The 21906-nt window shown below is 46.0% G+C and carries 3 protein-coding genes; all 3 read right to left on the bottom strand.

The features are described from left to right. Window positions 1-13: 13 nt before the first annotated feature. The 3 genes from GK047_RS12440 to ectB are packed head-to-tail and all read right to left on the bottom strand — an operon-like array spanning window position 14 to window position 21896. A complete protein-coding gene (locus GK047_RS12440) occupies window positions 14-12895 on the bottom strand; it encodes a non-ribosomal peptide synthetase (protein WP_163946513.1) in 12882 nt (4293 codons plus the stop codon). Window positions 12896-12913: 18 nt separating this feature from the next. Further along, window positions 12914-20590 carry an amino acid adenylation domain-containing protein gene (locus GK047_RS12435; protein ID WP_163946510.1) on the bottom strand — a complete coding sequence of 2559 codons (7677 nt, stop codon included), beginning with the start codon at window positions 20588-20590 and terminating at the stop codon, window positions 12914-12916. Between the two features lie 16 nt (window positions 20591-20606). Beyond that, window positions 20607-21896: a diaminobutyrate--2-oxoglutarate transaminase gene (gene ectB / locus GK047_RS12430; RefSeq protein WP_163946507.1), complete on the bottom strand. Its 1290-nt coding sequence runs from the start codon at window positions 21894-21896 to the stop codon at window positions 20607-20609. Window positions 21897-21906 lie beyond the last annotated feature (10 nt).

Genomic DNA, 21906 nt, shown 5'->3' with positions numbered 1-21906 from the left:
TCGACGGTATTTCTTATTCACGATTGTAAGCAAATACAGTATCCATAAGTACACGATCAAATGTGGACGCAAGTCCATGGAGCAGAGGCATACGGAACATGGAGTAATGATCTCCCACGACTTCATGAATGATGACTGGCTGAGCAGACAGATCACGCCATTTCGCGCCCATATTTTCCACTGGACTCGTCGACGCTTGGAAGAAGTCCAATCTAGCTTCAATCCGATTGGCAGCAACATAATGATCACGAGCGTAAGTTAACGAGCGGCATACGTTGTAGATCTTTACAAGCTCAGACAAGCTTTTGCAGTTCTCCACCTCAGGCATACTCGCAATTAGCTCCTTATTAGATAGAAGCATCGCCAATAGTTCATCGCTTACTTGCTCTTTCTCTGCCAATGTTAGGAAGGTATGCCACACCTGCTCTGAACGAACGGTATGTTCCAATAATCTCGATACAAGCGGTGAATGTATAAATGGTGCGAACATATTCGCTAAAAGCTTCATTTCCGATACTTGTTCAAATGAGTTGCCTTCTACTGTTTCTCCCTGCACAAACGGAGAGTCGAACATCCCTATAAATCCAACCGTAAAGCCCAGTTCTTCCAAGCATCGGGCAATTTCGAAGGCAATCGTCCCCCCAATACTCCATCCTGCCAAATAGTAACTGCCCTCAGGTTGTACTTTACGGATTTTGTCAACATACGATCTTGCAAGCTCTTCAATTGATAACGGGACGGGTTCATGATCCTGCAGCGAGGCAACCTTGATTGCCCAGCATTGGAAGCTTTCGGACAAATAGCGGCTAAATGGAACGTAAGGCTCCGCTTCGCCATCCCCCGCATGAATGAAGAAGAGATGCTTGTTCTTGTCAGTGCCTTCTTTCAGGAGAAGCAGTTGTTCGTCCCTCTCTCTCTCTTCTTCTGCTGGAAGTAAAGTGCCTACGAATTCAGCCAATTTGTGAACTGTCGGGTGGTTAAAGATTTCGACCAAAGGGAATTTCACCTTAAATTCATCGAAAATATCGAAAGCAAGCTTGGTAGCAAGCAGAGAGTGTCCGCCAATTTCAAAGAAATTATCGTGAATCCCAATCGTATCTTTGGCCAGTACCTTCATCCAAATGGCTACTAGCTGCTCTTCCATTTTGTTCTGCGGCTTAGCTTGTTCGTGGGAAGCAGCATGAGCCAATGTAGGTTCTGGTAGAGCCCGACGGTCGATTTTACCGTTTGGAGTTAAGGGCATCTTCGCTAGCGGTACAAAATAAGCAGGAATCATATATTCCGGCAAGCTCTTGGTTAGCTCTTCCCGAATTTCACTTATCGAACTAAGGGAATCCGTTACGTAATAAGCACAAAGCGATTTTTCTCCTGCTTTCTCAAATAGGAGAACAGTCGCTTCTTTCAAAGAGTGAAGCTCCAACAGCCGACTCTCAATTTCCCCCAATTCGATGCGGTGGCCGCGAATCTTAACTTGGTGATCGATACGATCTATGAACTCGATATTCCCATCTGGTAAGAACCTCGCTAAATCTCCGGTCTTATAGATTAATCTGCCGGACTCCAGAGGATGCACCACGAATTTCTCCGCTGTCATCTCCGGTAGGTTCAGGTAACCTAATGCCAATCCGTCCCCGGCAAGGCAAAGTTCCCCTGTGATGCCAATTGGCATCAACTGCCCTCCTGCACCAAGAATATAGGCTTCCGTATTGCTAAGAGGCTTACCGATTGGAATCGTAATTGCCTCGGCAGCAATTTCGTCTACAGGATAGAACGTCGCATAAACGGTACTCTCCGTCGGTCCATACATATGAAGGAGTTTACCAGCGCCTAGAGCTGCAAGAGCTTTGCGCATATGATTCACGGATACGCGTTCTCCGCCAAACAAAATTTTCCTCAGATGCGTTAAGCTGTCCAACCGGGTATCCACAAGCAGATTGAATAAAGCGGTTGTGACAAACATAACGGTAATTCGTTGGTCGATGAGGATTCGACTGAGCTGATTGATATCAAGAATATCGGTTTTCTGTACGATTACAAGCGTAGCGCCGTTTAGCAAAGCTCCAAAGAAGTCGAAGGTAAACCCATCGAAAGCATAATTAGACAATGAAGCTACGACATCATCTTCCCCGATCTCAATGTAATTCGTTCCCTTCACGACTCGGGTAATATTCGCTTGTGTCGTCATGATTCCCTTTGGTTTTCCAGTCGTGCCGGAAGTATACATCACGTAGGCAAGATCCGATCCTTTTCGAGGTACGATGACAGGTAAGGTTTCTTGTTTACCTACTTCCATGGCGTCCAGCATAATGATGGTCGTCAAGAAGTCCACAGATGACGTTGTTTGTGAGAATAGAGCCTCGATTGTCAGCAAGCAGCGAGATCCGCTGTCTTGAAGCATATATTGTATACGTTCCTGCGGATACTCTGGATCAATCGGTAAGTAGGCATTTCCTGTTTTCAAAACAGCCAAGATCGCTGTGATCATATCGATCGAGCGGTCCATCAGAATTGCAATGATGCCTCCTGGCTGTATGCCCTTATCCAATAGTTCGCCGGCTACTTGATTGGACTTTTGGTTAAGCTCCCGATAAGTAAGCTTATCATCACCGAACACGACTGCTACTTGTTCAGAGGATTTTTCCACTTGCTCCTCAAAGAGGCTAATTAGTGATTGATGCCTAGGATAATCCGTCTTCGTATTATTGAAAATCTCCAAAACCTGCTGCTTCTCTTCTGCGTCTATCATTGTGATATTTGAGAGCTTTTCACTTGGCCGATTAACCATGGTGTTCATAATTTGCACCAAATGTCGACCCATCCGCTGAACGGTATGTCGTTCGAATAACGCAGTGGCATATTCGATGTCGAATATCATGCCGTCTGAATTTATTTCCTTAGCTGTCAATGTCAAATCTACCTTTACTGTTTTCACGTTGATATTCAATGACTGCACGGGCAGCGACATATTCGGGAGTACGTCAGTATCCGCACTTTGCAAAGTAAACATCGCGTCGAACAGCGGATTGCGATTGGCTTCGCGGGTTGTAACTACCTTTTTCACGAGATCTTCAAAGGGATAACTTTGGTTCTCATAGGCTTGGAGCGAAATTCTCTTAACCTCATAGATAAAGCTTAGGATTGTATGCTCTTTAGACGGCTGACTGCGAATCGCCAGCGTATTGACGAACATGCCGACAATTTTATCGAGGTCAGGGTGTAATCTCCCAGCAACAGGCGTTCCAACAACGATGTCTTCTTGCCCCGAATAGATATGAAATAATAAGGTGTATCCTGCCAAAAGAACCATATTTAGCGTCGCACCCGTCTCGGCCGCTAACCTACGAAGCCCCATTGTTAAGGCCTCATCAATACTAAACTGGATGGAATCGCCTTGGTTATCCGATACCTTAGGACGTGGATGATCCGTCGGTAACTGGATAACAGGTAAGCTGCCCGCGAATTGGCTCAGCCAGTAGGCTTCCTGTTTGTCTAGCTCACCCTCCGCAGTCAGCTTGTTTTGCCACACCGAATAATCCTTGTAGTGAAGCGGCAATTCCGGCAAGTGCTCGCCCGAATACAGACTTCCCAATTCATCCATCAGAATATCGTTGGACATGCCATCGCTGGTAATGTGATGCATATCGAGAAGAAGAATGTGTTGATTCGGATTCAGCTGTATCAGTTCTGCACGGAATAACGGAGCCATTTTGAGATCAAAAGGCTGCACGAATGTTTTCATCATTTCGGCCATAGTAGCTTCGATGTCTGTCGTGGAGTTGATTACATTCTCCAGCTGGCGATAGGTTAATACAAAGCTCACCTCGTCATCGATTCGCTGCATAGGCTCCGTTTCAACCCGAATGAATGAAGTACGCAGAGATTCATGCCTTTGAATAAGCTTCCGCAGCGCCTGTTCCATTTGGTTAAAATCCAAATTACCTTCGATAAGCAGTGCATCGGGCATATTGTAGACGATGGACGTCGGCTGCATCTGATGCAAAATGTACATCCGCTTCTGCGCGGATGACAACTGATAAACGTCTCTCTTTTCAACAAGGTCGATTTGCGTATACACGGAAGCTTCATGGCTCCGAATGTACATCGCTTGATCATGTAGAACCGGCAGCTTGAATACTTGAGACAATGGCATGTGAACCTGAAATTGCTGATAGACCTGCTTGACTACCGCCATCGCTTTAAGAGAATGACCGCCAAGTTCAAAGAAATGATCGGTTCGGCTAATTCTGTCTCTGCCCAGTATGTCTTCCCAAATCGCGACAAGCTTCACTTCGGTTGTATCCAGAGGCGCTGAATAGGCAGCTTCCTCGTCTGCTATAGTACGTATGGAAATAAGAGCTTTTCTATCGATTTTTCCATTAGGCGTCAAAGGCATCTCATCCAACTGAATGATAACGCTCGGAACCATAAAATATGGCAGCGATCGAGCCAAATATTGCCGCCAGAATGCGTTGGTTTGCCGATCTTCAGCTACGATATACGCGACTAATAGTTTATCGCCTTCTGGGCTTTCATCCGCAAGCACGATTGCTTCATCAACTGATTTATGCAAGTGGAGCTGTGCTTCAATTTCGCCCAATTCAACCCTATACCCGCGAATTTTCACCTGCTGATCCATTCTGCCCAAGTATTCAACATTGCCGTCAGGCAGCCATCTCGCGAAATCGCCAGTCCGATACATCCTTTCTCCTGGGACAAACGAGTTAGCCACGAATTTGGCCTCTGTGAGTTCGGGTTGATTCAAATAGCCTCTGGCTAGTCCAACACCCGCAACGTAGAGCTCGCCAGGTACGCCGATCGGTTGAACTTGCCCCTGAGGCCCCAATATATAAACCTGTTTATTAGGCATCGGTTTCCCTATCGGAACATTGTGTCCGCATGGCTCCAAGCAATTGTAATAAGTAGTCGTAACCGTCGCTTCGGTCGGTCCGTACATGTTGTACACAAGACGATCTGTAAAATTAGAGTAATACGATGGCTTCACAACATCCCCGCCAGGATAGAAAAGTCTAATGGGATGACTAACGGACAACCGTTGATTCAATTCACTTAAAAGCAGCGAAGAACAAAATAGTACCGTGATGTTTTCTCGTTCAATGATGGCTTCGAGTAAATCCGTATCTAGCCCCTCTGTCTTATTGGCGATACATACAGTGCCGCCACATAACAACGCTAGGTACATTTCGTCAACCGCGCCGTCAAAGGAAACCGACTGTAGATGCAGTACCGTATCTCGATGATCAATATGAAACTGCTGAATAAAGGTATACAAATAAGCGGCTAGATTACAGTGTTCATTCATAACGCCCTTTGGTTTGCCTGTTGACCCAGATGTATAAATGAAATAGGCCAAATGGTGCATTTCCGTAACCCGTTCTAGATTAGAGCCATCCTCCGCATATAAAGCTTCCTCAGCAAGATCTAACACCACTGCATCCCATACTCTGTCCTGTAAAAATCGGCTTTTCGTCAATATAATCGACGCTTTACTGTCCTCAAGCATGTAATCAATACGATCTTGTGGATAGTCGGGATCTATCGGGACATATGCCCCTCCAGCCTTGAGTACCGCCAACACGCCAACAATCATGTCCACAGATCGTTCTTCCATTATCGCAACGACGGTTTCAGGTTTGACGCCTTTGTGCCGCAACGCTCTGGCCAACCGATTGGCTCTATCGTTCAACGCTCGATAGCTGATATGAGTTGTGCCATACTTCAAAGCAATATGATCTGGCGTACGTTCTACCTGATCTTCGAAGAGCTGATGGACGGTTTTATCCACTGGATAGTCGATAGCCGTATCGTTAAACTCGATCAACAGACGTTGCTTTTCTTGCGGCGTCAATAGATCTATAGCGGCAATTGGGCGCCCGTCTTCACTTGTCAGCGAGGTTAACCATTGGCTGAACAAATCCTTCCAGCGTTCGATTGTCTCTCGTTTAAACAGTGCTGCGGAATATTCAAAGCTGAAGGATAGGGTGTCTTCCCCTTCTACAGCTGATAAAGTAAGCTCAAACTGCGTAACGGAATGTTCGAAGGAAAATGGACGAATCCGTACGCCATGATCCTGATCTTCACTCTTATTCGTCAATGTAAACATCGTGTCGAATAATGGATTTCGGCTCATATCTCGTTGCACGACTCGTTTCTTAACCAACTCTTCAAATGGATAGTCCTGATTTTCATAAGCAGAAAGCAAAGTCTGTTTCACTTCTTGTAAATAGGTCGTAAACGATTTATCGCCCTCTGGGAAAGTACGAATCGCCAATGTATTGACGAACATACCGACGATTCCTTCTAATTCGACCGACGGACGGCCCGAAATTACCGTACCCATGATCATTTCTTCCTGACCTGCAATACGTGACAGGAATGCGTTGTACGCCGCAAACAATACCATGAACAGGGTAGCGCCCGCTTTCTGGCCAATCCGATATAAGTCTGCCGTTACTTCACGGTTTATGGTGAATTCAACCTCGCCACCGATGAAGCTTTGCACCGCCGAATGAGGATAATCAGTTGGCAAGCTTAGCACAGGCAATTGCCCCAAGAGCGAATTGAGCCAATAGGCTTCTTGCTTGTCCATCGCTTCCGATTGCAGCATCTCCTGCTGCCAGCAAGCGTAATCCTTGTACTGCAAAGATAAAGGTTGAATCATTTCACCGTTGTAAAGCCTAAATAGTTCTTCCGTGATTAGGTTCATTGAGACGCCATCTGAAATGATATGGTGCATATCCATAAGGAGCATGCAGCGATCTTCTGCTACTTTATATAAAGCTCCCCGCCATAACGGAGCCCGATCCAGCTCGAAGGGGCGAACAAACGCCTTGAGCAGGGAATGAAACTCTTCTTCCATGGCGTCGCCATACGCCAACTGGAAATCAACAGCTGTATGAATCCGCTGGAACGGTTCCCCATCCACCATTACAAAAGAGGTTCGCAGCGATTCATGTCTGTCCATCAATTGGATAAATGCGTTATTCAGGCGCTGCGCGTCCAGCGCGTTTTCGATCAAGAAGGCAGCTGGCATATTGTAGCTTTCTTCCGCACCTTCCAACTGCCGCAAAATATAGAGCCGCTTCTGTGCGGAAGAAACAGGGTAAACCTCGCTTTGTTGAGCAGGAACGATCGGAGTAAAGCCGCTTTTGTGCTTGGATTGCAGCAAATGGGCTAAAGCTTCAATCGTTGGAGCCTGGAATATGCTAGTCAAAGCTACTTCCAATTGCAGGCGCTTGTATACTCGGGCCACGAGCATCATTGCTTTTAACGAATGTCCTCCCAATTCGAAAAAGTTATCTTGAATACCGATGGGCTCGATCTCCAATATTTCTTCCCACATCCGGACAAGCTCTTCTTCGAGTGGAGTTCTGGGAGCCACTGTCCCCGTCCTGCTCCCCAATGTAAGGTTAGGAATCGGCAGCAATTTCCGATCTACCTTCCCGTTAGAAGTCAGCGGAATGCTGTCTATCTTAACGAAATAAGAAGGAATCATATAGTTGGGCAGCAAGCTTGTCAGCGAATTTCTTACATATTCGGTTGTTACGAACTCATCTGCGGTAAAATAGGCGCAAAGGTGTTTTACATCATAGTCATCTGTAAGTACGGTAACAACTGCCTTATTGACCCCAGCGATTTGTAAAAATCCGGACTGGATTTCGGTTAATTCAATCCGGTAGCCGCGAATTTTGACCTGTTCATCAGCGCGTCCCATGTATTCGATCCGTCCGTCAGGCAACCATTTCGCCAAGTCCCCCGTTTTGTAGATCAACGTTCCAGGAACATAGGGGTTCGCAACAAATTTCGCAGCGGTTAGCTCGGGCTGATTTCTGTACCCTCTGGTCAGACCGGCCCCGCCAATACACAGCTCACCTACCACCCCAATCGGTGATAAACGATAATCGGCATTCAAGATGTACATCTGATTGTTAGTGATCGGACGGCCAATTGTTATCAGCTTATCGAGCTGAAGATTTCGAAGGATACTGCCGCCAATGCTATTTTCAGTTGGGCCGTATTCATTGGTCAATTCAATGTGTCCGTATTTCAAATTGTGCTGATTAACTAAGCGCTGCTGGACAGCTTCCCCACCTAACGTGATGATCTTTAATGATTGGCTGTCTTCACTACTCATACATTCCATAAGTGCTGCGTATAAACTTGGAACGCACATGAAATGGGTAACACCATGGTCGATAATCGCTTTGCGTATAACGAGCGGATCTTTGGCTCCAGCGTCCTCCAGCAGAATGGAAGCTGAGCCTGCCAATAAGGGAGCGAAAAAGGAAGACAAGAAGCCATCGAAAGCAAAGGAAAAGAGCTGAACCATCCGATGGGAACTATTGAACCCATACTCTCTAATTCTCCATGTTAGGTAGTTCATTACGCTGCGATGCTCAACCATGACCCCTTTTGGCATGCCGGTTGTTCCCGACGTGTAAATCACATAAGCCAAATGGTTCGGAGTCATCGTCGGTTCCAGGTTTATGCGATCTACTTCACCAATCGTTTCCTGTTCAAGCACGTCCAGGAATAACATATCAATTGAAAAATCCGCCTTATGCTGCAAGCCAGTTTGAGTAATGAGCAATTCGGCCCCGCTGTCGGTTAATAAGTATTTTATACGCTCATCCGGATAAGAAGGATCAATTGGCAAATAAGCGCCGCCTGCTTTTAATATGCCAAGCAATCCAACGTTCATCTCCACGGATCGCTCTACCATAATTCCAACGATACGATCCGCTGTCACGCCTTTTTCTCGTAAAATCCGAGCTAACCGGTTTGCCCTTTGGTTTAATTGTGCAAAAGTAAGCGAGACTTCTCCGCAAATGACGGCTGGATGGTTAGGCTGTAATTCAGCTTGTTCCTCGAACAAACCGTGAATGGTGAGGTTGTGCGAAATATCCGATTTCGTCTGATTAAATTCGACCAGTAATTGATGCTTGTCACAATCAGATAATACTTCGATGCGTCCAATTGGCATAGCAGCCTCTTGTGTTATGGATCCCAGCCATAGAAGGAACTGCTTCACCCAACGTTCTACAGTTGACGAATGGAACAATGCACTGGAATATTCCACTCGGAAGGCAATGTCTTTCTCCAGTTCCATCGCGGTCATTGTTAAATCAAACTGTGCAATCGGATGATCGGAAGGATACACGCTGACGCTCAATTCACCAGACATCGAATCCGAATCAAGCATTTCCTCCATAGTGAACATCGCATCGAAAATCGCTGTTCGGCTAGGATCACGCTGAATACCGAGTTGTCTGACTAAGTCTTCAAATGGATAATCTTGATGTTCGTAAGCCGACAATAAGGTTTGTTTCACTTCATACAAATAGGATGAAAATGATTTGTCCGCTTCTGGAAAGCTGCGGATGGCCAACGTATTGACGAACATACCTACAATATTGGCTAGCTCGGAGCGCGATCTGCCCGACGATACAGTACCAACGATAATCTCTTCTTGATTCGCTATACGGGACAAATAGGCACTGAAAGCTGAAAGCAATACCATATAAAGTGTCGTTCCCGTTTGCTGCGCCAACTGTCGAAGCGCTTCGGTAAGCTTGGCATCCGCATGGCAAATAATTTGCTTGCCTGCCAAGTTGCGAACCGCAGGCCTCGGCTCATCTGTCGGCAATTCTAGTACGGCAAGCTCGCCAGAAAAGGCTTCTAACCAGAAAGCTTCCTGAGCATTCTGTTCTTTCGAGCTTTGTTGTTTTTGCTGCCACACCGCATAATCTACATATGTCAAGGGATGCTCTGGCAACGAAATACCCTTATAATGCTGATAGAATTCTTGCTCCAGTATTTGCAGAGAAACGCCGTCACTAACGATATGATGGATATCGGTTAGTAGAATATGACGTTGCTCCCCGATGCAAATGACACTTACGCGGTATAGCGGCGCAGATGCCAAATCGAAAGGACGAATAAACTGGCGGATGAGCGTCGGAACCTCATTTTCCTCATCTTCGACAAAGTTCACGTCAAAATGCACTTGAGAATGTACTCGCTGGACTAGCTCTCCATTGCTGAGCTCAAACGAGGTTCGCAAAGAGGCATGGCGTTCGACTAAGTGAGTAAATGTATGTTCTAACCGTTGCCGATCCAACCTTCCTTCAAGCAGTAAAACATTCGGCATGTTATAGGCGGAATGGGCAGTATCAAGCTGATGAAGCAGATATATTCTTTTTTGCGCAGATGAGACAGGGTAGGTTTCGCTCTTCTCCGTTGGCGGAATCGGAGTGTATTCGTTGCCGCCTAACGTTGCAATCACCTTGGCCAAGCCCTCTACCGTTGGAGATAGAAACACTTCTCGCAGCGGCACATTCACCTTCAGTTCCTGATGAATGCGGGATACCAGCGCTGTAGCTTTCAGAGAATGACCGCCAATTTCGAAGAAATTGTCGCAGATGCCTACACGCTCCAACCGCAACACATCCTGCCAGATTACGGCAAGCTTATCTTCCAGTTCGCTCACAGGTGCGACGTAAAACATGTTGCCATCTGCTCGATCTGGTGCAGGTAGCGCCTTCCTATCTACTTTGCCGTTCGGCGTCAAAGGCATTTGGTCCATTCGTACAAAGTACGACGGGATCATGAAGTGAGGCAGGCTCTTCGCCAAAGTTTCCCGCATAGCTGAAATAGCAAGCTCTTCACCTGCCACCACGTACGCACATAAATACCGCTCTCCCTGCTGATCATCCCGTATGATGGCTACCGCTTCCCGCACATTTTGGATCTGTAGCAGCCTCGATTCCACTTCGCCCAGCTCAACGCGATAACCGCGCAATTGTACCTGGTTGTCGATCCGACCCAAATATTCGATATTGCCGTCCGGCATCCACCTTACCAAGTCGCCTGTCCGATATAATTTCTCACCCGAAACAAATGGATTCGCTATGAATTTCTCTGCGCTTAGCTCCGGCTTCCGGTAGTAGCCCCGCGCTACGCCAGCGCCCCCGATGACCAATTCCCCTGGCACGCCAATGGGCTGCAATTGCACACGGCCGTTGACGACATACATTTGCATGTTCGGCATCGGTTTGCCAATCGGGACATACCCCGCGCCTGGCAGCTTGTCCAGTGGTTCCTCATAATAGCTCGTGTCTATGCTCGCTTCGGTCACGCCATATACGTTCAGAATCCGAGTATGCCTACCGAACCGCCTTTGAAGCTTGTCATATTCTTCAACCGAGCAGCTATCCGAGCTGACAATAACAACTTGCAATTCATGCAGATTGATTCCTTGCTCCTGCACATATTCGAATAGCGGAGTAATCAGCGCCGGCGTTGACTCAAAGATCGTGATGCCCCGTTCTTGTAGGAGCTTCACCAATCCCGGGATATCGGCCCGCACGTCCTCTGGACAGAGGACGCATTGTCCGCCACTCACGAATGTACGCGCTAGATCCCCCGAAAACACGTCAAATGAAAAGCTCGCCATCTGCAGCAATCTCACCGGAAATTGATTTAATTGATAGACCGTTCGGTAGGCCGTTGCTACGTTAACGAAGCTCCGATGCTCGATCATGACGCCTTTGGGATTGCCCGTCGTCCCAGATGTATAGATCACGTAGGCCAAATCCTCTGGCCCGCCCAGAAGTCCTAAATTATCGGAATTTCCCGCCTCCAAACACGCATCCTCAAAGTAAAGCACGTCCCCACTGAAGCCAGCCGCTTCGAATTGCTCTTCCGCCTGGCCACCCGTGAGCAACTCTGTGATTTGTCCTTGCAGTTCACGTTGTGTTAGCAGTAATTGCGCCTGGCTATCTCGCAACAGATAAGAGATTCGCCCCAATGGATAGGTAGGATCGATTGGAAGATAAGCCCCGCCAGCCTTCATGACAGCTAGTACCCCAATGACCGTATCTGCGGAGCGACGCGCCATAATCCCTACGATCGTCTCGCGTTGTACGCCTTTGGCTTGCAACAAACGAGCCAATCGATTGGCGTGCGCATTCAAAGCCGCATACGTCCATTCCTCTTCCCCAACAACAAGTGCCACTTTCTCGGGCGTCTTCATAACCTGTTGTTCAAACATTTCGGTAAATGTCTTGCTCCCCGTTTCCTCAGCTGCTGAGGGTTCGTTAAATCCAACGAGGATTTGTTCCCGCTCAGCTTCGGATAGCAGCTCGATGTCTCCGATTACAGTGTCTGGTTCATTGAGGACTTTCTCTAGGTACGCCTCAAAATGATTTGCTATTTGCTGGATGATTCGATCACTATAATGGTTCGTTTCGTATGTGATTTGCAGGGTCAACCTCTCAGCACTCGTCAAAAAGGAAAAGGTCGCAAGTGAGCCAACGTCAGCTTGGTAAGAAACATCATGAATAGCATCCAACCTTACGATCGTTGAACAAGTAGGGAGCCCCTCTGCCGTCTTTGGCAATTGAAGATGTTCCGCTACTATCGCGAAAGAAAAGTTTTGATGCTCGTTAGCAGCTAAAACGGTTTCTTTCATGCGGCCCAACCACTGCTTGAACGTTAATGTGGAATCATAGTTTGTTTTTAAGAGCACCAATGGATTCAGCAGCTCTTCTTGCTGAGCTTGTTGCGCGAAAATCGGCATACCCACGATCACAGCGGCTTCTCCGGTATATGCAGATAACAAATACTTGATGCCTGATAATAAAATCATATAGCGCGCAATATTCGACTTGTTAGCTATTTTGTCTATCTTCTCTATTAACTGCAACGGAATTTCTTGAGAATATGTCCCAGTTCGCTCAGCGGATTTTCCAGCCAGCTCTTCTTTGGGAAATCCCGATACAACATCGGTTTGTTGAAGCAGCTGTAACCAATATTGTTTTTCTTTATCGAACTGACCGCTTGCCAGCAAAATATGTTGAGAAAGATTATCTGACATCGTATAACCTCCAAGTTGTTAAAACATAAACTCAATCGGCTGATCCACTGTATTTTTTAAAACCTTGAATGTTTGAAGTTGGATATCCTTGATTTGAACCTCCGCATTTGAGGTAATCGACTGCAGAATGAATATCCAATCGTTACTCATTCGCTGAACGGTTTCCTTCTTGAATAGCGAGGTAACGTAATCCAGCGTACAATGCAAGGAATCTTCCAATTCCACGACATCCAAAGAGAGATCAAACAGCGATATAGCAAAAGGAAGCGGATAGTAACTCATGGCAACCTCTGAAAGTTTTTTCGCCTGGTTTTCTGTATTATGCAGCGCAAACAACGTGTCAAAAATCGGATTTCTGCTTAAATCCCTCTTCAAACTCAACTGATCTACCAAAATATCAAACGGATAATCTTGATGTTCGTACGCCGCGAGCGTCGTTTGCTTCATTTCTTGAAGAAAACTGGATGCTGTTTTCTCTCCTGAAAGTACCATTCTAATAACCAACGTATTGACGAACATACCCACAATGGGCTCTACGTCAGCATGAGATCTTCCTGCAATGAGTGAGCCCACTCGAATATCTTCTTGACCGGTATATTTATGAAGTAGGATCTGATAAGCGGACATTAGCACCATGTATAGCGTTGTTCCCGTTTGAATAGACAAGTGTCTGAGTCTATCGGTGAGATCTTTTCCAATGCTGAACGTAACCGTATCGCCGGAGTAGCTTTGTACAGAGGTTCGCGGATAATCAGTTGGTAAATTTAACGTAATTAGTTCTCCTGCCATTGCATTCAGCCAATACTTTTCATGAATCTTGAAGGCCTCGCTGTCGAAATACTTCTGCTCCCAAACCGCATAGTCTTTGTATTGAATGTCCAGTTGGGGCAAATCCTTCTTCGTATAGATCTCGCCGAGCTCATGGTAAATGATTTCAATAGAAATCCCGTCGGAAATAATATGATTCATGTCGAGTAGCAGTAAGTGACGCTCTTCCGATAGAGTGATTAGCTCTATTCGAAAAAGAGGGGCTTGTCCCAAATCGAACGGTTCAACAAACGCTTGAACCATTGCTTCTAGCTGCTCTTCCGTCACCTGCTTTATACGGACTTGGAAATCTACTGTAGGATGAATTCGTTGTAACAGCACTCCGTTTATCATTTCGAATGATGTACGCAATGTTTCATGTCGTTCTATTAATGCGACAAAGGCTCTTTCCAAACGCTCTCGATCCAACCTACCCGCAAGCATCATCGCATGCGGCATATTGTAGATTAGCTCTGACCCTGGCATTTGCTGTAGCACATAAAGGCGCTTTTGTGCCGAGGAGAGCGGGTAATAATCGCAGTAATCGGCCTTTACGATGGTTGCAAATGGGTTGCCCTTGAGCTCTTCAATCACTCTAACCAACTTTTCTATCGTAGGTGATAAGAATACTTCTCGAAGCGGGATGTAGACATTCAGTTCTTTATGTATTCGCGAAGTCATGGCGGTGGCTCTTAGAGAATGACCGCCAATCTCGAAGAAATTGTCGCGGATGCCTACACGCTCCAAACGCAATACATCCTGCCAGATTACGGCAAGCTTAGCTTCCAGCTCGCTCACAGGTGCCACGTAGAGCATGTTGCCATCTTCTCGATCTGGTGCAGGCAGCGCCTTTCTGTCTACTTTGCCGTTCGGCGTCAAAGGCATTTGGTCCATCCGTACAAAGTACGACGGGATCATGAAGTGAGGCAGGCTCTTCGCCAAAGTTTCCCGCATAGCTGAAATAGCAAGCTCTTCACCTGCCACCACGTACGCACATAAATACCGCTCTCCCTGCTGATCATCCCGTATGATGGCTACCGCTTCCCGCACTTTTTGGATCTGTAGCAGCCTCGATTCCACTTCCCCCAGCTCAACGCGATAACCGCGCAATTGTACCTGGTTGTCGATCCGACCCAAATATTCGATATTGCCGTCTGGCATCCACCTTACCAAGTCGCCTGTCCGATATAATTTCTCACCCGAAACAAATGGATTCGCTATGAATTTCTCTGCGCTTAGCTCCGGCTTCCGGTAGTAGCCACGCGCCACGCCCGCACCACCGATAACCAATTCCCCTGGCACGCCAATGGGCTGCAGTTGCACGCGCTCGTTGACGACATACATTTGCATGTTCGGCATCGGTTTGCCAATCGGGACATACCCCGCACTTGGCAGCTTGTCCAGTGGTTCCTCATAATAGCTCGTGTCTATGCTCGCTTCGGTCACGCCATATACGTTCAGAATCCGAGTATGCCTACCAAACCGCCTTTGAAGCTTGTCATATTCTTCAACCGAGCAGCTATCCGAGCTGACAATAACAACCTGCAATTCATGCAGATTGATTCCTTGCTCCTGCACATAGTCGAATAGCGGCGTAATCAGCGCCGGCGTCGACTCAAAGATCGTGATGCCCCGTTCTTGTAGGAGCTTCACCAGTTCCGGGACATCAGCCCGCACGTCCTCTGGACAGAGGACGCATTGTCCGCCACTCACGAATGTACGCGCCAGATCCCCCGAAAACACGTCAAAAGAAAAGCTCGCCATCTGCAGCAATCTCACCGGAAATTGATTTAATTGATAGACCGTTCGGTAGGCCGTTGCTACGTTAACGAAGCTTCGATGCTCGATCATGACGCCTTTGGGATTGCCCGTCGTCCCAGATGTATAGATCACGTAGGCCAAATCCTCTGGCCCGCCCAGAAGTCCTAAATTATCGGAATTTCCCGCCTCCAAACACGCATCCTCAAAGTAAAGCACGTCCCCACTGAAGCCAGCCGCTTCGAATTGCTCTTCCGCCTGGCCACCCGTGAGCAACTCTGTGATTTGTCCTTGCAGTTCACGTTGTGTTAGCAGTAATTGCGCATGGCTATCTCGCAACAGATAAGAGATTCGCCCCAATGGATAGGTAGGATCGATTGGAAGATAAGCCCCGCCAGCCTTCATGACAGCTAGTACCCCAATGACCGTATCTGCGGAGCGACGCGCCATAATCCCTACGATCGTCTCGCGTTGCACGCCTTTGGCTTGCAACAAACGAGCCAATCGATTGGCGTGCGCATTCAAAGCCGCATACGTCCATTCCTCTTCCCCAACGACAAGTGCCACTTGCTCAGGCGTCTTCATGACCTGTTGTTCAAACATTTCGTTAAATGTCTTGCTCCCCGTTTCTTCAACTGATGAAGGTTCGTTAAATCCAACGAGGATTTGTTCTCGCTCAGCCTCAGATAGCAGCTCGATGTCTCCTAATACAGCGTCCGGCTGATGAACCAGCTTCTGTAACATGTGTATATAGTACCGAATCCACCGTTCAATCGTTTCCCTATTAAATAATGCAGTACAATAATCAACAACTAATTTAATTCTGCCTTTTTCTTCAATCGCACTAAAAGTCAAATCAAATTTAGATGCACAATAGCCAAATTTGTGCGGCTTTACCTGAATATTGGTTAACTCAAAAGTATTTTCCAAATTCAGCAATTCAAACATCGTATCGAAGATCGGATTGCGACTTAAATCTCTGCGAATGTTTAGCTTCTCGATCAATTCCTCGAAAGGATATTGTTGATGCTCATAAGCTGACAATGCCGTATGCTTAACTTCTTGCAAAAAGTCAGAAAAACGTTTGTTCTCCGAAGGAAACATTCTTAGCGCTAATGTATTAACGAACATACCCATGATGTTCTCAAGCTCAGCTTGAGGTCTTCCGGCAATGGGAGAACCTACTATGAATTCTTCTTTACCGGTTAACTTGTGCAAGAAACCTGCGTACGCCGCTAGCAGCACCATATACAATGTTGTTCCTGTCGTACTAGCTAAATGATAGAGTTGTTCAGATAAATCCTTATCTAACGCAACTTGAATGTCATCACCATTGAAGCTTTGCAGCGCTGGTCTGGCGCCGTCCATAGGCAGCTCCAGAACCGGAAGCTCTCCTGCCATCGTTTCTAACCAGTATTTCTCATCTTTTTTATATGCGTCCGTCTGGAAAAAGTCCTGTTGCCATAGACTGTAGTCCTTATATTGAAGATAAAGTGGCTGCGAAGATTTCCCCGCATAGAACTCACTTAATTCTCGAAAAAGAATGTTTACCGATATTCCGTCTGAAATGATATGGTGCATATCGAATAACAGCAGATGAGTATTTTCTCCAGTGTTGATCACGTCCACACGCAGGAGTGGCGCTCGGCTCAGATCAAACGCACGAATAAAAGCTTCCATACTTGCCTTCGCTGCCGCTTCCGATGCTTCCCGATAACCGATACGGAAATCGCTGGATGGATGAATTCGCTGAACCGGAACGCCATCGACCAGTTCAAACGAAGACCGCAATGCTTCATGCTTTTCAATGAGACGAGCAAAAGCGAGTTCCAGCCTTCCGAGCTCTAACTCCCCTTCAAGTAATAACGCTGCTGGCATGTTATATGCTTTTTCAGCGCCTTCCAACTGATGAAGAATAAATAGCCGTTTCTGCGAAGACGATAGCGGATAATAGTCCCTTTCTTTAGCTTTGACAATGGGGATGAATTGATGATTGTCCTGCTTTTGAATGACCTTTGCCAATTGCTCAACCGTTGGATGATCAAAAATATCTCTTAGTGTGATCTTAACGCTCATTTGCTTATGAACATGTGACATCAGGGACATGGCTTTTAACGAATGACCTCCAAGTTCAAAGAAGTTGTCCCTGATCCCCAATTTAGTAACGCCAAGCAAATTGCGCCAAATTCGGCATAGCGTTTCTTCCGTTAGATTGTTTGGCGGTATATAAGCGGTGTCGTTAGGAACCATTCCTGCGGGTTGGGTCAACGCGTTCTTGTTTACCTTGCCGTTTAACGTAATCGGGAGCTTCTCCATCCTGACGAAATGAGAAGGAATCATGTATTCCGGCAAGCAATTCGCCAGATCATGACGCAACTCTCTAAAACTAATCTCCTCTTCCAGCACAATGTAAGCTGTCAGAAAGTGAATATCATTTGTCTCTACCCACGCTTTCACCGAAGCTTCGTTAACGAGCGGATGCCGCAGCAGCTGAGATTCAATCTCACCGAGCTCGACCCGGTGTCCCCTGATTTTTACTTGATCATCTTTTCTGCCCAAATATTCAATGGTACCGTCAGGCATCCAACGTGCCAGATCTCCCGTGTTATACATCGTTTCCCCCGAATGGTAAGGGTCAGGGACAAATTTCTGTGCTGTCAACGTTGGATTCTTCACGTATCCTCTACCTACATTATCCCCAGCGATATATAATTCCCCTGCCACCCCTTGGGGCACCAATTGACGACTTCCATCAAGAATGTAGATGTATGTGTTGGATATCGGTTTGCCGATCGATGGCAAATCTGCAATCGGCTTCGACGGGTCTATCGTATAGGTTGTCACTACGTGAGTTTCCGAAGGGCCGTAATGATTATGAAGCAGTATGTTTTGTGTCCGAAGCACCTTTTTTAGCTCGTCGCTTACGACTAGCTGCTCTCCAGCCGTAATAATATGTCTAATGCATGTTGGGAACCGAGTAGCAAATTCCTTGTCCAGAAAAACGAATTTTAGAAAGGATACGGGTAAATACAGCACCTCGATTTGATTACTAGAAATGACCTCCAATAATTTGTTAACATCTGTTTGCGTATCATTGTCAATGAGATGGAGCTTCCCGCCGGATAGTAAGGTTGAGAATATCTCTTGATAGCAAACGTCGAAGCTCAAGGTCGTGTATTGTAATACGCCGCCGCTAAAGTCGATGTTAGTTTCGCTAAACTGGAAATAGAGCAGGTTAACCAGGTTGCGATGCTCTAGCATCACGCCCTTTGGTCTGCCTGTCGTACCCGATGTGTATATGATGTAGAGCAAATCATCCGATTTGTTTACATTGTCTAGGGGGTCTGTGCTTTCTTCTCCTAGCGATGCCGACTCCACATTTAGAAAGGGGGTCCCTTCCAAGACTAGATTCATCAGATGAGTTTGGGTGATCAGAACAGCAGCCTGACATTCTTCCAAAATAAGCTTTGCCCTTTCATCTGGATACTTTGGATCGATCGGCACAAAAGCAGCCTCAGCTTTCAGCACTCCCAGAAAGCTTACAATCATCTCTAGCGAACGTTCCAACTTAATTGCGACGACACTGCCGGAGCTAACCCCACGTTTACGCAATGCCCGGGCCATCTGATTAGCTTTCTCATTTAATTCACCGTAGGTCAACTGTTTATGTTCAAAGGAGATCGCTACTTTTTCGGGTGTTTGATCCGCTTGCTCCTCAAACAGTTGGTGAATGGTCTTATCCTTTGGATAGTCGGCTTTCGTATCGTTGAACGCAATTAGCTGCTCCTTCTCAGCTTTCGTTAACATGGTTAGATCGGTTACGAGACCGTCGGGGTTTTGGACGATTTCATGCAAGAGTACATTGAAATGCTCTGCCATTTTCTCCACTTCCGGGCGGTCAAACAAATCTTGATTGTATTCAAAGTGCAGGGAAAGCCCATCATAGAGGAAAATTTTCAAGCAAATATCGTAATTGGTCTTTCCGTTTGCGGTGAAGGAGTGAATTTGAAGCTTGTTGCCTTCTGTATTAAAAATGTGCTCAAAAGGGATATTCTCCAGAACGACAATCGAATCAAACCAATCATTATTTATTAAGCCACATGCTGCTTTTATTTCAGCAAGAGACGTGTAGCGATAGTTTTCTCGGGTCTTAATGGCATCAGAGATTTGATTGATGAGAGCAAACACACTTGTGTTATCCGTTGAACTCACCCTTGTAGGCAACGTATTAATGAACAAACCTGCGACTTGTTCCATCTCTCTCAGATGTTGGGGTCTAACTGATTCCACTGAGCCAAAAACCACATCGTGGGTACCTGTATAGCGTTGTAACAAAACACCCCATACCGTATAAAGAAGGGGAGCTAACGTAAGATTGGACGTTTTCGCCAATGCTTGAGCAGCGCAATACACCGTTTCTGGAATGCTGAAAGTAAAGCGTTCCACTTTATAATCGTCTGATCCATTGTTCCGATTTATCTTCAGCCGAGTAGGCTCAAATGTTGCCAAATAATGATTCCAGTAGGCTAACGGTTCACTTCTGTCTTGGATCTGCGACCATTTGACAAACTCCTTGTATTTTCCTTTTCTCGGCTTCAACAGCTCTTGACCTTCGACTAAACCATTATAGACGTCCTGAAATTCTTTGAGCAGAATACCCAGACTCCATCCATCAAACAAAATATGATGATTGGACAGAACCATTTCCATTTCATGATCAGATAATACGCAAAGCAGTATACGATAAGGCTCCAACTCCAAATCCAGCTTGCGTGCCCGATCTGTTTCTTTCATTATTTGTAACTGAATAAGCTGATCTTCAGGGGAATAATTGGATAAGTCTATCGTAAGAATAGGGGGATGGAATTGTTTCAGGACCATCTGAATCGGTCGATCAATGGTATTCCACTTGAAAATCGTTCTAAGCATTTCATTGTTTGCAGCGACATGACCCCATGCTTGCTTTATTTTATCTAAATCGATATTACCGGTAATGCGAAAGCTAGATTGTTCAAAATACATATCCGTTTCTGGATTTTGGATATAGTGAAACAGCATTCCAGCTTGCATTAGACTCAAGTTAATAATATCTTCTACGTTTTCTTTAGTAATCGCTTGATTGCTGCTCATCGTCTCACTCCTGTGATTAAGCATGAACAATTGTGTCTCCTTCATAGACATTTTGAGCACAATGTTTTTGCATAATTTCCTTAATGATGGTCATGCCTTGCAGCAAAAGCTCGATCTCAATATTCAGAGGCGGCATGATTTTGATAACCGTGTCTCCTCTTCCTGCCCTTTCGATAATGAGCCCTTTCTCATAACAATCCGATACCACTTTCTTCGATATCTCTTTATCCGTAAGAGAAGAGACATCAATTCCCCAGATCATCCCAATACCACGGATCTTTATATTTGAATCAAGAGATGCAATTTCTTTGTTCAAATAGCTTTCCATGAAGTCGGCTTTCTTCTTTACCTCTTGCTCCAAATTCACTTGCTTCCGATATTCTAAGGCAGCCGTGCCGCCAATGAAGGCTAACTGGTTACCACGGAATGTGCCATTGTGCTCCCCAGGATGCCAAATATCGAGCTCAGGCTTCATGAGAACGATCGACATCGGTAACCCATAACCGCTAATCGATTTAGAAAGAATGACAAGATCAGGGACAATTCCTGCACGTTCAAATGAAAAAAATGTTCCCGTTCGCCCGCATCCAGCTTGAATATCGTCACATATCAATAAAATGTCGTGCCGTTTGCACAAATCGCTCAATTGGCGCATCCATTCAATCGGAGCGACGATAACGCCGCCTTCCGCCTGAACCGACTCGAATATGATGGCTGCCGGTTTATCTACCCCACTGTTTTCATCCGACAGAACCGTTTCCATATATTGAATGGTATCGAACGTATCCATGAATCCATAGGGGTAAGGCATGAACGTAACATGAGAAAGAGGAATTCCCGCACCTGCCCTGTTGTATAGGTTGCCAGTCAAAGCCAAGCTGCCTAGCGACATGCCGTGAAATCCGCCCATAAACGAAAATATTCCTGTACGCCCCGTTACCTTTCTAGCTAGCTTTATGCCAGCCTCTACCGCATTTGTACCCGTCGGACCACAAAATTGCATTTTGTATGGATAGTCGTTAGGAGCAAGAACCTCTCTTTGAAAGGTTTCAATAAATATGCGTTTCGCTGTCGTAAACATATCCAATCCATGAATGACGCCGTCATTTTCCAGGTAATCTATTATCTTTTTCTTCATATATGTGTTGTTATGCCCATAATTCAGAGCGCCTGCACCCGCAAAAAAATCAATATACCGTTTCCCGTTTTCTGCAACCATCGTACTATCTTTAGCGCTAACATAAACATCAGAAAACGTTCTGCAATAAGACCTTACATTAGATTCCAATTGTTCGAATACATTCATGATAGGCACC

It is taken from the genome of Paenibacillus sp. SYP-B3998 (assembly GCF_010820665.1).
GTDB lineage: Bacteria > Bacillota > Bacilli > Paenibacillales > NBRC-103111 > Paenibacillus_E.
The sequence above is the reverse complement of the archived record's forward strand: the minus strand, read 5'-3'. Positions and strand labels throughout refer to the sequence as shown.